The 13,345-nt window shown below is 70.9% G+C and carries 13 protein-coding genes; 7 read left to right on the forward strand and 6 right to left on the reverse strand.

Annotated features, from left to right (window positions below):
- Positions 1–1,521: a 3-hydroxyacyl-CoA dehydrogenase gene (locus Scani_RS35960; RefSeq protein WP_159481863.1), complete on the reverse strand. Its 1,521-nt coding sequence runs from the start codon at positions 1,519–1,521 to the stop codon at positions 1–3.
- A 147-nt stretch (positions 1,522–1,668) separates the two neighbouring features.
- Here Scani_RS35960 and paaN point away from each other — a divergent pair, with 147 nt between their 5' ends.
- Entirely contained in the window at positions 1,669–3,351 is a 1,683-nt protein-coding gene (gene paaN, locus Scani_RS35965; RefSeq protein ID WP_159481864.1) for a phenylacetic acid degradation protein PaaN, read from the forward strand.
- A gap of 70 nt (positions 3,352–3,421) precedes the next feature.
- On the opposite strand, the gene Scani_RS35970 is transcribed toward paaN, so the two are convergent.
- From Scani_RS35970 to Scani_RS35980, 3 genes are read right to left on the reverse strand one after another with little or no spacing between them, the layout of a single operon-like run.
- Positions 3,422–4,096 (reverse strand): TrmH family RNA methyltransferase, encoded by a 675-nt coding sequence (locus Scani_RS35970; RefSeq protein ID WP_159481865.1) that lies wholly within the window; start codon positions 4,094–4,096, stop codon positions 3,422–3,424.
- Positions 4,093–5,499 (reverse strand): HTTM domain-containing protein, encoded by a 1,407-nt coding sequence (locus tag Scani_RS35975; protein WP_159481866.1) that lies wholly within the window; start codon positions 5,497–5,499, stop codon positions 4,093–4,095. The genes Scani_RS35970 and Scani_RS35975 overlap by 4 nt, the downstream gene beginning before the upstream one ends.
- Positions 5,496–6,167, reverse strand: coding sequence for a DUF5819 family protein (locus tag Scani_RS35980; RefSeq protein ID WP_159482571.1), 672 nt, complete (start codon positions 6,165–6,167; stop codon positions 5,496–5,498). Before Scani_RS35980 ends, Scani_RS35975 begins: the two co-directional genes overlap by 4 nt.
- 167 nt (positions 6,168–6,334) lie before the next feature.
- Here Scani_RS35980 and paaA point away from each other — a divergent pair, with 167 nt between their 5' ends.
- From paaA to Scani_RS36010, 6 genes are all read left to right on the forward strand, one after another.
- On the forward strand, positions 6,335–7,288 hold the full coding sequence (paaA, locus tag Scani_RS35985) for a 1,2-phenylacetyl-CoA epoxidase subunit PaaA (RefSeq protein WP_159481867.1): 954 nt from the start codon (positions 6,335–6,337) through the stop codon (positions 7,286–7,288).
- A gap of 41 nt (positions 7,289–7,329) precedes the next feature.
- Positions 7,330–7,623, forward strand: coding sequence for a 1,2-phenylacetyl-CoA epoxidase subunit PaaB (gene paaB, locus Scani_RS35990; protein WP_159482572.1), 294 nt, complete (start codon positions 7,330–7,332; stop codon positions 7,621–7,623).
- A complete protein-coding gene (gene paaC, locus Scani_RS35995; RefSeq protein ID WP_159481868.1) occupies positions 7,623–8,339 on the forward strand; it encodes a 1,2-phenylacetyl-CoA epoxidase subunit PaaC in 717 nt (238 codons plus the stop codon). The genes paaB and paaC overlap by 1 nt, the downstream gene beginning before the upstream one ends.
- The gene (paaD, locus tag Scani_RS36000; protein ID WP_159481869.1) at positions 8,333–8,830 is read left to right on the forward strand and encodes a 1,2-phenylacetyl-CoA epoxidase subunit PaaD; all 498 of its coding nucleotides are present in this window, start codon (positions 8,333–8,335) and stop codon (positions 8,828–8,830) included. The genes paaC and paaD overlap by 7 nt, the downstream gene beginning before the upstream one ends.
- Positions 8,830–9,873 carry a 1,2-phenylacetyl-CoA epoxidase subunit PaaE gene (gene paaE / locus Scani_RS36005; RefSeq protein WP_159481870.1) on the forward strand — a complete coding sequence of 348 codons (1,044 nt, stop codon included), beginning with the start codon at positions 8,830–8,832 and terminating at the stop codon, positions 9,871–9,873. Before paaD ends, paaE begins: the two co-directional genes overlap by 1 nt.
- A gap of 414 nt (positions 9,874–10,287) precedes the next feature.
- Entirely contained in the window at positions 10,288–11,421 is a 1,134-nt protein-coding gene (locus Scani_RS36010; protein WP_159481871.1) for an acyl-CoA dehydrogenase family protein, read from the forward strand.
- Between the two features lie 195 nt (positions 11,422–11,616).
- Here the strand turns inward: Scani_RS36010 and Scani_RS36015 are convergent, their stop codons facing one another.
- Both Scani_RS36015 and Scani_RS36020 read right to left on the reverse strand, forming a co-directional pair.
- Positions 11,617–11,961, reverse strand: coding sequence for a rhodanese-like domain-containing protein (locus Scani_RS36015; protein ID WP_159481872.1), 345 nt, complete (start codon positions 11,959–11,961; stop codon positions 11,617–11,619).
- Positions 11,962–11,971: 10 nt separating this feature from the next.
- On the reverse strand, positions 11,972–13,012 hold the full coding sequence (locus Scani_RS36020; RefSeq protein ID WP_159481873.1) for a J domain-containing protein: 1,041 nt from the start codon (positions 13,010–13,012) through the stop codon (positions 11,972–11,974).
- Positions 13,013–13,345: the final 333 nt, after the last annotated feature.

Here is a 13,345-nt window from a genome sequence, read left to right on the forward strand (position 1 = left end):
TTAGAGCACCTTGTCCTCGAGGTCCGCACGGCGCCGTAGCGCCCAGGACGGTACGTAGCGTCCACCGGCATTCTGGTGGTGCATCGAGTCCAGCAGGTCCCACACCCACTGGGCACCGAGCCGCTCGGCCCACTCCATGGGACCGCCGGGGTAATTCACGCCCAGCCGCATGGCCGTGTCGATGTCCTCGGGAGTCGCGACCCCACGGGCCGCCGCGTCCACGGCGAAGTCGATGATCATCGCGATCGTCCGGGCGACGATCATCCCGGGTACGTCCTCGATGACGCTGACCTGCTTTCCCAGCGCCTGGAACAGCCCGACCGCCTCGGCGAGGTCGGCCTCGGAGACCGCCGCCGAGGCCGCCAGGGCGATCCGGGTGGCGGCTCGGTAGTCCAGGGAGAGGTCGAAGCGGATGTACTTCCCGTAGGCGTTGGACGTCGCCGGATAGCCGTTGGTCAGCGCCAGACAGGCCCCGCCGGGCAACCGGAGGAAGCCCTCCGACTCCCCCGGCGTCCGGTCGCGGGTGACCTTGATGCCCGCTTCCTCGATGAGCTCGCGCAGCACCACCGCGGGGCCGGGCAGCTTCGCATGCAGGCCTACGGACGCGGGCGGGGGGCAGGGCCCCGCGGTCTGCGGTTCGGGGCGGCTCGCGCCCTCGGAGTAGTCGAACCATCCCCGCCCCGCCTTGCGGCCGTGCAGCCCGGACTCGACCAGCCGGCGCTGCGCCAGGGAGGGGGTGAACTTGGGGTCCTGGAAGAAGGCCTGCCACACGGAGTGGGTGACCGCCTCGTTCACGTCCTGCCCGATGAGGTCGGTCAGTTCGAAGGGCCCCATCTTGAAGCCGGCGCCGTCGCGCAGCACCGCATCGATGGTGGCCGGGTCGGCGACCCGCTCCTCGTAGGCGCGCAGGGCTTCGGCGTAGAAGGGGCGCGCGATGCGGTTGACCAGGAAACCGGGGGTGTCCGTACAGCGCACCGGCTTCTTGCCCCAGGCCGCGGCGGTGTCGTACGCGGTGGTGGCGGCCGCCTCGTCGGTGGCGAAGCCGCTGACCACCTCGACCAGGGGGAGCAGCGGCGCGGGGTTGAAGAAGTGCATGCCCAGGCAGCGGCCGGGGTGGCGCAGCCGGCCCGCGACCGCGGTCACGGACAGCGACGAGGTGTTGGTGGCCAGCAGGCAGTCCGCCGCCACGATGTCCTCCAGGGCGGTGAAGAGCTCCTGCTTGGCGGGGAGTTGTTCCAGGATCGCCTCGATGACCAGTGCGGCGTCGGCCAGCTCCGCGAGGTCGGTGGCGGGGGAGAGGCGCTCGCGGGCGGCATCCCGCTCCTCCGCCGTGATCCGGCCCTTTTCGACGAGCCGGTCCAGCCGCCGCTCGATCGCCTCGGCCGCCTGTCCGGCGCGCCCGGGAGCGGTGTCGTAGAGACGTACCGGATGGCCCGCGACCAGCGCCACCTGCGCGATTCCCTGCCCCATGGTGCCGGTGCCCACCACTGCCACGGTGCTGCTGGTTCCGATTGCCGTCATGCCAGCTGATCCTCCCCGACCGACTTTTCCACAGGCTGGCCGGGCCCTCTTGCCCCGACCGATCGTTCGGTTACTCTAACTCTGTTGCCCTGTGCGCACCCAGCCCTTATCCGCTCTCCGCCCAGCTCGACGAGGAGTTGGTCATCGATGGCCGCCGAAATGACCGCAGCGCAGTTGATCGAGAAGCACCGCCCGAACCTCGACCAGGCGCTGGAGGCGATCCGCACCCGCGCCTACTGGTCCCCGCACCCCGAGCACCCGAAGGCGTACGGCGAGAGTGCCGCGCCCGACGGGCTGGCCGCCTTCGAGGCGCTGCGCGGGCGGCGTTTCGAGCTCGACCAGCCCGGCACGGACGACTGGACGGGCGAGGAAGTCTCTCCGTACGGCCTGAAGTTGGACATCAGCTATCCGCACCCGGATGTCGACGTACTGCTGCCGGCCATGCGCGCCACGATCCCCGTTTGGCGGGACGCCGGCCCCGAGACGCGTGCGGCGGTGTGTCTGGAGATCCTGGCCCGGATCAGCGCCCGTACCCATGAGTTCGCGCAGGCCGTGATGCACACCAGCGGCCAGGCCTTCATGATGGCGTTCCAGGCGGGCGGCCCGCACGCCCAGGACCGCGGTCTGGAGGCGGTGGCGTATGCGTACGCCGAGCAGGTCCGCATCCCGGAGCAGGCGCCGTGGTCCAAGCCGCAGGGCAAGCGCGACCCGCTCGAGCTGACCAAGAGCTTCACGGCCGTGCCGCGCGGCGTCGCCCTGATGATCGGCTGCAACACTTTCCCGACCTGGAACGGCTACCCGGGCCTGTTCGCCTCGCTGGCGACCGGCAACCCGGTGCTGGTCAAGCCGCACCCGCGCGCCGTGCTGCCGCTGGCGCTGACCGTCAAGGTGGCCCGCGAGGTGCTCGCCGAGGCCGGTTTCCCCGCCGACCTGGTGTGCCTGGCCGTGGACAGGCCGGACGAGGGCCTGGCCAAGACGCTGGCCGTCCGCCCCGAGGTCCGCATCATCGACTACACCGGCTCGACCGCCTTCGGCGACTGGCTGGAGACGCACGCCCGGCAGGCGCAGGTCTTCACGGAGAAGGCCGGCGTCAACACCGTCGTCATCGAATCCACCGATGACTACAAGGGCATGCTCAGCAACCTCGCCTTCTCCCTGTCCCTCTACAGCGGCCAGATGTGCACCACCCCGCAGAATCTGCTGATCCCGCGCGACGGCATCACCACGGACGCCGGTCCGAAGTCGTACGACGAGGTGGTCAGCGATCTGGCGGGCGCGGTGAGCGGACTGCTGGGCGACGACGCACGGGCCAACGCCCTGCTGGGCGCCATCGTCAATCCGCAGGTCAAGGAGCGGATCGACGCGGCCGCCGGGCTCGGCGAGGTGGCGCTGGCCTCCCGTGAGGTGGCCAACCCCGAATTCCCCGGGGCCACGGTCCGGACGCCGGTGATCGTCAAACTGGACGGCGCCAAGCCGGACTCCGAGGCGGCCTACCTGTCGGAGTGCTTCGGCCCGGTCTCCTTCGCGGTGGCCGTGGGTTCCGCGGCCGACGCGGTCGACCTGCTGCGGCGCACGGTCCGGGAGAAGGGCGCCATGACGGTCGGCGCGTACACCACCTCCGCCGAGGTCGAGCAGCTGGTGGAGGAGGCCTGCCTGGAGGAGTGCGCCCAGCTGTCGCTGAACCTGACCGGCGGGGTCTATGTGAACCAGACCGCGGCGTTCTCGGACTTCCATGGCTCGGGCGGCAACCCGGCGGCCAATGCGGCGCTGTGCGACGGCGCCTTCGTGGCCGGCCGCTTCCGCACGGTGCAGGTGCGACGGCCGGCGTGATGGGCGAGGGCTACGGGCCGGGGGAATCTCTCCGGCCCGTAGCCGGGCGTCCGGCGGGGCCGGGGCTCCGTCAGAGGCCGTCCGGCCCCTCGATCCGCGCATGACGGCTGATCCAGGCATGCATCGCGATGGCGGCCGCGGCCCCCGCATTGATCGAGCGGGTCGAGCCGAACTGCGCGATCGAGCAGACCAGTGAGGCATGCCGGCGCGCCTCCTCGGTCAGCCCCGGCCCCTCCTGGCCGAACAGCAGCACACAGCGCCGCGGCAGCTCGGTCGTCTCCAGCGGCACGGAGCCGGGGAGATTGTCGATCCCGATGATCGGCAGCTCCTCGGCAGCCGCCCAGGCGGTGAGGTCCGCGGTGTCCGGGTGGTGGCGGACGTGCTGGTAGCGATCGGTCACCATCGCGCCGCGGCGGTTCCAGCGGCGCTGCCCGACGATGTGGATCTCCTTGGCCAGGAACGCGTTCGCGGTCCGTACGACCGAGCCGATGTTGAAGTCGTGGCCCCAGTTCTCGACCGCCACATGGAAGTCATGGCGACGGGTGTCGAGGTCGGCGACGATCGCCTCGCGCGTCCAGTAGCGGTAGTGGTCGACGACGTTGCGGCGGTCGCCGTGCGCGAGCAGCTCGGGATCCAGACGGGCGTCCTGGGGCCAGGGCTCCGGATGCGGTCCGACACCGATCTGGGTCCCGAACCCCTCGTCGTACTGGAGGGGCTCGGCGGGGGCGGTTTTCTCGCTGCTCACCCCACGAGCGTATGGCCATCGCCGCCGTGCCCCGTACGAGCCTTTGGCCCACCGCCCCCCGCCTCGTCGCCCCGGCGGGCCGCACCGCTGCGCGAGAAGAGCCGTTCGCGCAGGTCGGAGAGGCGCGCGGAGAGCCAGGTCAGGAAGTTCGTCGGCAGGAAGACCGCGTCGGCGGCGACCATCGCGAGCGAGAAGAACGGCAGCCCGAGCAGGAACGCGATCGAGAGGTGCTCGCAGATCATCGCGACCAGCAGCACATTCTTCAGCCGGCGGTTGAAGAGCGTGAACGGGAAGGCGACCTGCACCATCACCGTCCCGTAGGTGATCAGCATGACCATCACGCCATTGCTGCCCAGCAGCTCGGACAGCGCAGGCCAGGGGGAGAAGTAGTCCAGGTGCATCGGGTAGTAGACCGCGGTGCCGTCCTGCCAGCGGGAGCCCTGGATCTTGTACCAGCCGGCGGTGGCGTAGATCAGGCAGACCTCGATCACGATCACCAGCAGTGCGCCGTTGTGGGCGAGCTTGGCGAGGGTGTCCAGGACGGTGCGCGGCTCACCGGGCGCGTAGCGCTGCACCGCCCACCACAGGCCGTGCACCAGCCACAGCCCCCACAGCACCAGGCTCCAGCCGATGTGCGGGAACGGGCCGCCCTCGGTCAGGCCGAGACCGTAGCTGCCGTTCAGCTGGGCGACGGCCAGCGTGAGGCCGAGCACGGCCCACAGGACGACGCCGGGCAGATCGCGGGAGGCGGCGGGGGCGCCCGCGTCCCCGCCGGAGGCGTGCGCGGCGGCGGCCGCCCGCTTCGCACGGCGTGCGTCCAGCGACCAGACCTGCCCGCACCGGGTCAGCACGAGATACATCGACATCAGGTGGATGACGTTGTCGCCGCCGTCGCCTATGAAGACGCTGCGGTTCTGCAGCGAGATCACGCCCAGCATGAAGAGCACCGACATGGTGCGGGTGCGCCAGCCGAGCATCAGCAGTGCGCTGGCCACGACGGCCACGAGGTAGACGCACTCGAACCAGCCGCGGCCGTCCGACCAGGGGAGCACGGAGAAGGCGTGGTTACCGTCCAGGAGCCGGCGCGCCATGTCCAGGCTCCAGGGGCTGTCGGGCCCGTAGAGCACCGCGCGGTGCGGCCATTCACGCAGCAGGAACAGCAGCCACGTCGCCGAGAAGCCGATCCGGATCACGGCGGTCTGATAGGGGGCCAGCGCACTGCTGGTGACCCGCCCGAAGCCGCGTCCGATGGCCCGCTCGATGCGGGTCTCCTGGTAGGGGGCGGGCTCCGGGGGAGCCTGGGGTGCCTGCGCTTGCTGCGGCACGTCGGTCGGCTCCGTGGTGTGCGGGTGCTGCTGCACGCTCGGCGTCGGCTGAGGCTGGTGGGGCGTCGGTGACGTCACTTGTTGCTCGCCCCCTCGGGCAGGTCGTCTGCGGTGACCTGCCACCAGGGCAGCACGCGGTACACGGGCTTTTCGTTGATCTTCTCGGAGCTCCACGGCGGCGGACGGACCGGCGTCGTCTGCGAGCGAACCTGGACCTGTTCGACCCGGCCGCCGCCCTTCGTCCACTCACCGTCCATCCGGAGCATCACGATCCGCCGGATATAGCGTTCGGACAGCTCGCCGCGGAGGCCGACGGGTCGGTTCTGCGCGTTGTGGGTGTTGAGGAAGAGCTCCCAGCCGCGGCGCAGCTGGTTCTGCTGGGTATGGCTGGGCAGCGGATTGTGAAGGATGCCCTGGCCGTCACGGGCGGTCAGATCGGTCCAGCCGGTGGTCCGCGTGGAGCCGTCCCCCGCGCGCAGTTGTGCCCGGACCTGTACCGCGATGTTCTGCTGGAGCGGGTTGGGCGCGAACAGCTTCCAGTTCTGTTCGTACTCGGGGTAGACGTAGTCGCTGATCAGGGCGCCCTGCTGTTTGCTGAGCGTGTTCGACGGCGCGACGTGCAGGAACATCATGGCGAGATGAATCGCGACGATGACCGCGACCGCACAGGCCGCCACCCCTATGACGATCCGCGAGGGCAGCGAGAGCGCGGACAATGGCCGCGTTTCGTCCCCGTATGACTGCATTCCCGCCCCGTTCCCAGAATCCATGCGGCTGACTCCGCTTCGGAACCGTACCTACGGGGCCACGCTGGGCACACCCTTCCCTGAGTTATCCACAGGCTTGACACCCGCGGTCCGCCCACTCACCATTGAACCGAACGATCGGTCGGTCGGGAGCGAGGGGGCACCACATGACGACGATCGCGCCGGAAGAAACGGCGGCCCGCGAGGCCGTATTCGACGCCACCGTGGCCGCGGACGAGCGCATCGAGCCACGGGACTGGATGCCGGACGCCTACCGCTCGACTCTCGTGCGGCAGATCGCCCAGCACGCCCACTCCGAGATCATCGGCATGCAGCCGGAGGGCAACTGGATCACCCGGGCGCCGTCCCTGCGCCGCAAGGCGATCCTGATGGCGAAGGTGCAGGACGAAGCCGGCCACGGCCTGTATCTCTACAGCGCCGCCGAGACCCTGGGCACCGGCCGCGACGAGCTGCTCGACAAGCTGCACTCCGGCCGCCAGAAGTACTCCTCGATCTTCAACTACCCGACCCTGACCTGGGCCGATGTCGGAGCCGTCGGCTGGCTGGTGGACGGCGCGGCGATCACCAACCAAGTCCCGCTCTGCCGCTGCTCGTACGGCCCCTACGCCCGCGCCATGGTCCGCATCTGCAAGGAGGAGTCCTTCCACCAGCGACAGGGCTACGAACTCCTGCTGACCCTCAGCCGCGGCACCGAGGCACAGCACGCCATGGCCCAGGACGCGGTGAACCGCTGGTGGTGGCCCTCACTGATGATGTTCGGGCCGCCGGACGACGAGTCCTCGCACTCCGCGCAGTCCATGGCCTGGAAGATCAAGCGGCACTCCAACGACGAACTGCGCCAGCGCTTCGTGGACATCTGCGTCCCCCAGGCCGAGGCCCTCGGGCTCACGCTCCCCGACCCGGATCTGACGTGGAACGAGGAGCGCGGCCACTGGGACTTCGGCCCGATCGACTGGGCCGAGTTCCGCGAGGTCCTCAAGGGCAACGGCCCCTGCAACGAGGAGCGGATCGGCCGCCGACGGCGGGCTCACGAGGAAGGCGCCTGGGTGCGCGAGGCAGCCGCCGCACACGCGGCCAAGCACGGGGAGATCACCCGATGACGACACCACGCCCCGCCGAAGCCCCCGTGCCCACCGCGGGGATGTCCGCCCGGCCCGCCGACTGGCCGCTGTGGGAGGTCTTCGTCCGCAGCCGCCGCGGTCTCTCCCACACCCACGCCGGCAGCCTGCACGCGCCGGACGCCGCGATGGCGCTGCGCAACGCCCGCGACCTCTACACCCGCCGCTCGGAGGGCGTCTCGCTGTGGGTGGTGCCCTCCGCGCAGGTCACCGCCTCCTCGCCGGACGAGAAGGACAGCTTCTTCGAGCCGGCCGGCGACAAGCCCTACCGCCACCCGACCTTCTACGAGATCCCGGACGGGGTGCATCACCTTTGATGAACGTCACCGCCACCCCGGCCCTGCTCCTCGGGGACGACGCGCTGATCCTCTCCCACCGCCTGGGCGAGTGGGCAGGCCACGCCCCGGTCCTGGAGGAGGAGGTCGCACTCGCCAACATCGCGCTGGACCTGCTCGGCCAGGCCCGTGTGCTGCTCTCCCTCGCGGGTGATGAGGACGAGCTGGCCTATCTGCGCGAGGAGCGGCAGTTCCGCAACCTCCAGCTCGTCGAGCAGCCCAACGGCGACTTCGCCCACACCATCGCCCGCCAGCTCTACTTCTCCACCTACCAGGAGCTGCTGTTCGGCTATCTCGCCACCACCGAGAGCGAGTTGGCGCCGCTGGCCGCGAAAGCCGTCAAGGAGGTCGCCTACCACCGCGACCACGCCCACCAGTGGACGCTGCGCCTGGGCGACGGCACCGACGAGAGCCACGCCCGGATGCAAAGTGCCCTGGACGCCCTCTGGCGCTACACCGACGAACTCTTCGAGCCGGTGGAAGGCCTGGAAACGGCGCCCTGGCAGGCCCTGCACGACAGCTGGACCGCGCGCATCGCCGCCACCCTGGAGCAAGCCACCCTCACCGTCCCCGAAGGCCCCCGGCACGGCGCCTGGACGGCCGGCGCCGGTCGCCAGGGCCTGCACACCGAATCGTTCGGACGGCTGCTCGCCGAGATGCAGCACCTCCACCGCAGCCACCCGGGGGCGGCATGGTGACCACCACCGCCCTCGAAGAGGAACTGCTGGCCCTGGCCGGCTCCGTTCCCGACCCCGAGCTGCCGGTGCTCACCCTCGCCGAACTCGGTGTGCTGCGCGGGCTTCAGCTGACCGCCCCCGGCCGGGTCGAGGTGCGCCTCACCCCCACCTACACCGGCTGCCCCGCCATCGAGACGATGTCGGCCGATATCGAGCGAGTGCTGCACGACCACGGGATACCCGAGGTCGAGGTACGAACGGTCCTCAGCCCGCCGTGGACCACGGACGCGATCACCGCCGAAGGCCGCCGCAAGCTCGCCGAATTCGGCATCGCACCCCCGCGCCCCACGGGCCCGGCCGGCGGACCGGTCGCCGTCGACCTCACCCTCCGCTGCCCGCACTGCGGATCGACCGACACCACCCTGCTGAGCCGGTTCTCCTCCACGGCGTGCAAGGCACTGCGCCGCTGTGAGTCCTGCCGCGAACCCTTCGACCACTTCAAGGAGTTGTGATGTTCCACCCGCTCCAGGTCCGGGAGATCGAGCGGCTCACGGACGACGCGGTGGCCGTCACCTTCGAGGTCCCGCCCGAGCTGCGCACGACCTTCCGGCACACCCCCGGGCAGCACATCGCGCTGCGCAGATCCGTCGACGGCCAGGAGATCCGCCGTACCTACTCCATCTGCACCCCGGCCACCGACCAGCCCGTATTGCGGGTGGGCATTCGCCTCGTCGAGGACGGCGCCTTCTCGACCTACGCGCTCAAGGAACTGACCGTCGGCGACACGGTGGACGTGATGGCCCCGGCCGGCCGGTTCACCCTCGAACCCCGCGCCGGGCATTTCGTCGGAATCGTCGGCGGCAGCGGTATCACCCCCGTGCTGTCCATCGCCGCCACCCTGCTCGACCGGCAGCCGGACGCCCACTTCTGCCTCATCCGCAGCGACCGCACGGCGGCATCGACGATGTTCCTGGAGGAGGTGGCCGACCTCAAGGACCGCTATCCCCAGCGCTTCCAGCTCATCCACACCCTCTCCCGCGAGGAACAGCAAGCCGGCCTGCCTTCCGGCCGCCTGGACGAGACCCGGCTCCGCTCCCTCCTGCCCGCGCTCCTGAAGACCGACTCCGTCGACGGCTGGTACCTCTGCGGCCCGTACGGCCTGGTCCAGGGCGCCGAACGCGCCCTCCGGGCCCTCGACGTGCCCCGTAGCCGCATCCACGAAGAAATCTTCCACGTCGACAACGGCGCCGCGACCGCCCCCGTCGCCGCCACCCCCACGCACAGCACCGTGACCGCCACCCTCGACGGCCGCTCCGGCACCTGGCCGGTCCACGACAGCGAGTCGCTGCTCGAGGCAGTCCTGCGCAACCGCGCGGACGCCCCATACGCCTGCAAGGGCGGCGTCTGCGGCACCTGCCGCGCCTTCCTGGTCTCGGGCGAGATCCGCATGGACCGCAACTTCGCCCTGGAATCCGACGAGGTCGACGCGGGCTACGTCCTGGCCTGCCAGTCCCACCCGGTCACGGAGAAGGTGGAGCTGGACTTCGACCGATAAATTCGACCTGCGGGGGTCGCCCGGCCCAACACGCCGGGCGCCGATACCGCAACGGGCGCCGCACGGGCCCCTGCAGAGGGCGGGGGCCGGGACCGGAGCCGTAGGCGATCGCCTGCCGGTCGGTGAGCCGCCCGGCAGGCGGGCAGGCGGGCAGGCGGGCAGGCGGGCAGGCGGGCAGGCGGGCAGGCGGGCAGGCGGGCAGGCGGGCAGCGAGAGCCAAGCGGGCCCGCGGCGGTTGCGTCCGCCGCCACCGGGCCGCGTCCCGCTTGGCCGCCCCACGCCCCCAACCCCCTCGCAAGGCAAGCCCCGGCCCCGACTCCCTCCCTCTCCCCCCGCTTCCGCCATTCCCAATTCCTGCAACCTGTTCTACCTTGACGCCTCGTCAGTTCAAGCGCCGCGTGGGAGGACAGAGCAATGGACTTCACCTTCACCGAGGAGCAGCAGGCCGCCGTCGAAGCGGCCAAGGCCGTCTTCGCGGGGGTCGCTCCGGACAGCGTGCCCAGCCCGGCGCTCACCCCCGGTGCGGTTGCCGATGACTTCGACCGTGCCCTGTGGCGCAAGCTCGCCGACGCCGACCTGCTGAGCCTGCCGATCGCGCCCGAGCACGGCGGTGCGGGTCTGGACCCGGTCGCGCTCTGCCTCGTCCTCCGCGAGTCGGCCAAGGTGCTGGCGCGGGTGCCACTGCTGGAGGCCGGCGCCGCCGCGCTCACCCTCCAGCGTTACGCCGCCGAAGAGCTGTCCGCGGAAGTGCTCCCCCGCATCGCTGTCGGCGACCTCGTCGTAACCGTCGCCGCAGGCGGCCGCACCGGACACGAACCGGCCGAACTCGCCGTGAAAGCCCGCCAGGAGGGTGCCGACTGGATCTTCGAAGGGGTCCAGACAGCCGTTCCCTGGGCCCAGACCGCGGACCGGATCCTGCTCCCCGCCCACACCCCCGAAGGCCACGCCGTACTCGCCCTCGTCCCCCACACCCACCCGGGCATCACGCTCGACGACCAGATATCCACCAGCGGAGAGCGCCTTGCCGAGGTCCGGCTGGATTCCGTACGCCTCAGCGCCCAGGAGACGATCACTGACCCACACGCCTGGGAGTCGCTGCGCAATGTTCTGACCACCGGTACCTGTGCGCTCGCCCTGGGCCTGGGCGAGCGCGTCCTCGCCATGACCAGCGACTACACCAGCAAGCGCGAACAGTTCGGATTCCCGGTGGCCACCTTCCAGGCCGTCGCCGTCCAGGCCGCCGACCGTTTCATCGACCTGCGCGCCATGGAGGCCACCCTCTGGCAGGCCGCCTGGCGCATCACCACCGACGCGGCCGGCCCGCTACCGCCCGCCGGGGATGTCGCGGTCGCCAAGATCTGGGCCTCCGAGGGCGTACGCCGCGTCGTCCAGACCGCCCAGCACCTCCATGGCGGCTTCGGCGCCGACACCGACTACGCGCTGCACCGCTACCACGCCTGGGCCAAACAGCTGGAGCTCTCCCTGGGCCCCGCCGCCGCGCACGAGGAAACCCTCGGCGACCTGCTCGCCACCCATCCGCTGCGCTGAGATGAGCGCGGGACGGAAGGCACAGCGGGTAACCGCCCCGCGGCACCGAGTTTCAGGTCCTGCTCGGCGGCCACCGCACGCCCGGCCACAGACGGCCGCCAGACGACCTCCGCCACCGAGCAGCCAACCCAGCCGCTCGGCCGGTCGGCCGTCCGACCGGCTCCCGGCTCCCGGCTCCCGGCTCCCGGCTCCCGGCTAGATAACCGCCCCGGAGCCACCCTTGCCATCCGACACGGGGCGACCAGCGGCTTCCCAGGCCTGCATGCCGCCCGCGACGTTCACCGCGTCGATGCCCTGCTGGACCAGATACTGCGCCACCTGCGCCGAACGCCCACCGACCCGGCACAGCACGTACACCTTGCCGTCCGCGGGGGCTGCCTCGGTCAACTCGCCGTAGCGAGCGACGAATTCGCTCATCGGGATGTGCAGCGCGCCTTCGGCGTGCCCCGCCTCCCACTCGTCGTCCTCACGCACATCCAGGAGGAAGTCCTCCGACGTGAGGGCGTCGACACCAACCGTGGGCACAGAACCAAATTGCATGGTCCCGACGCTACCCGACCAGCTGCGCGAGGTATGTCTCACGTTCAGCAACATCGGCCAACAGCTTCTCGGCGATCTCGTCCAGGAGCGTGTCCGGGTCCTCCGGCGCCATCTTGATCATCGCGCCGATCGCGCTCTCCTCCAGCTCGGAGGCAGCGGCGGCCAGCAGCTCCTTGCGCTCGGCCAGCCACTCCAGCCGGGCATAGAGCTCCTCACTCTCGCTGAGCCGCTCCTCAGCCGGCGCGGGACCGGCCTCCCACTCCTGTGCCAGCTGCCGCAGCACGGCCTCATTGCCCTGGCCGTACGCCGCATTGACCCGCGCGATGAACTCGTCCCGCCGAGCCCGCTCCGCATCGTCCCGCGCCAGGTCCGGATGAGCCTTGCGCACCAGGTCGCGGTAGACCTTGCGGGCCTCCTCGCTGGGCCGCACCTTCTGCGGCGGCTGCACCGGCTGCTCGGTGAGCATCGCCTGCGCCTCCGAGAACAGCCCGTCGGAGCCCATCCAGCCGTGGAAGAGCTCCTCCACTTCCGGCATCGGCAGCACCGACGCACGCGCCTCATGGGCCTTACGGATGTCCTCGGGAGCGCCCGTACGCGCCGCCACCGCCTCGGCGATCTGCGCATCGAGCTCGTCCAGCCGCGCGTACATGGGCCCGAGCCGCTGGTGGTGCAGGCGGGAGAAGTTCTCCACCTCCACCCGGAAGGTCTCCACGGCAATCTCGAACTCGATCAGCGCCTGCTCCGCGGCCCGAACCGCCTTCGCCAGCCGCCGGGTCGCCTTGTCCCGAGCCGCCTGATCATCAGACGCGCCGCCCTGCTCGGTCCCGGCCTCCGCCTGACCGGCGGGCGAACCGTTCTGAGCGCCCTGGTCGGCGTCCGCCTCCTCGGGACCCCCGGTCCGATCTCCCGAGCCAGCATCCTGTCCGACCTGGGATCTCTGACCGCCGCCGCGGGCGTCCGGTGCCTGCGGGTCGGCCGAGGCGTCCGGGATGCCCGGTACGTCCGGTCGGTGCTGACCGTCCTGCGTGTTCTCCGCGTGCGAGTTCGTCACCCGGTCAGCGTACGGCCCACGCCGCGCCCGCCCCTCGACGGCCATTCACGCGCTTCCTACGGGGCCCCTCCCCCCCCCAGCCCACCCTCCCCCTCAGCCGACGGGCCGCTGCGCCTACGAGCTGCTCATCGGCAGGTCCCTCACCGGCAGGCCGACCGTCGATAGGCCGCCCGTCGGCGAGCCGTCTGGCGTCAGACCGCCCGTCGACAGCCCTCCGTAGATCGACTTCTCCGTAGACTGGCCGCTCCGTACCCCACCTCTCTGTCGGCAGGCCTCCTCCATCGACTAGCCGATCAGCCGATCAGCGGCAGCCTGCCGATCAGCGTCGGCGCC

The organism is Streptomyces caniferus (assembly GCF_009811555.1).
Taxonomy (GTDB): Bacteria; Actinomycetota; Actinomycetes; order Streptomycetales; family Streptomycetaceae; genus Streptomyces; species Streptomyces caniferus.

What these genes read in the sequence shown, in the direction of transcription:
- paaA (WP_159481867.1), top strand. Translation starts at nt 6,335, where the DNA reads ATGACGACGATCGCGCCGGAAGAAACGGCGGCCCGCGAGGCCGTATTC.
- Scani_RS35980 (WP_159482571.1), bottom strand. Translation starts at nt 6,167, where the DNA reads ATGCAGTCATACGGGGACGAAACGCGGCCATTGTCCGCGCTCTCGCTG.
- Scani_RS36015 (WP_159481872.1), bottom strand. Translation starts at nt 11,961, where the DNA reads ATGCAATTTGGTTCTGTGCCCACGGTTGGTGTCGACGCCCTCACGTCG.
- paaD (WP_159481869.1), top strand. Translation starts at nt 8,333, where the DNA reads ATGGTGACCACCACCGCCCTCGAAGAGGAACTGCTGGCCCTGGCCGGC.
- Scani_RS36010 (WP_159481871.1), top strand. Translation starts at nt 10,288, where the DNA reads ATGGACTTCACCTTCACCGAGGAGCAGCAGGCCGCCGTCGAAGCGGCC.
- Scani_RS35960 (WP_159481863.1), bottom strand. Translation starts at nt 1,521, where the DNA reads ATGACGGCAATCGGAACCAGCAGCACCGTGGCAGTGGTGGGCACCGGC.
- paaB (WP_159482572.1), top strand. Translation starts at nt 7,330, where the DNA reads ATGTCCGCCCGGCCCGCCGACTGGCCGCTGTGGGAGGTCTTCGTCCGC.
- paaE (WP_159481870.1), top strand. Translation starts at nt 8,830, where the DNA reads ATGTTCCACCCGCTCCAGGTCCGGGAGATCGAGCGGCTCACGGACGAC.
- paaN (WP_159481864.1), top strand. Translation starts at nt 1,669, where the DNA reads ATGGCCGCCGAAATGACCGCAGCGCAGTTGATCGAGAAGCACCGCCCG.
- paaC (WP_159481868.1), top strand. Translation starts at nt 7,623, where the DNA reads ATGAACGTCACCGCCACCCCGGCCCTGCTCCTCGGGGACGACGCGCTG.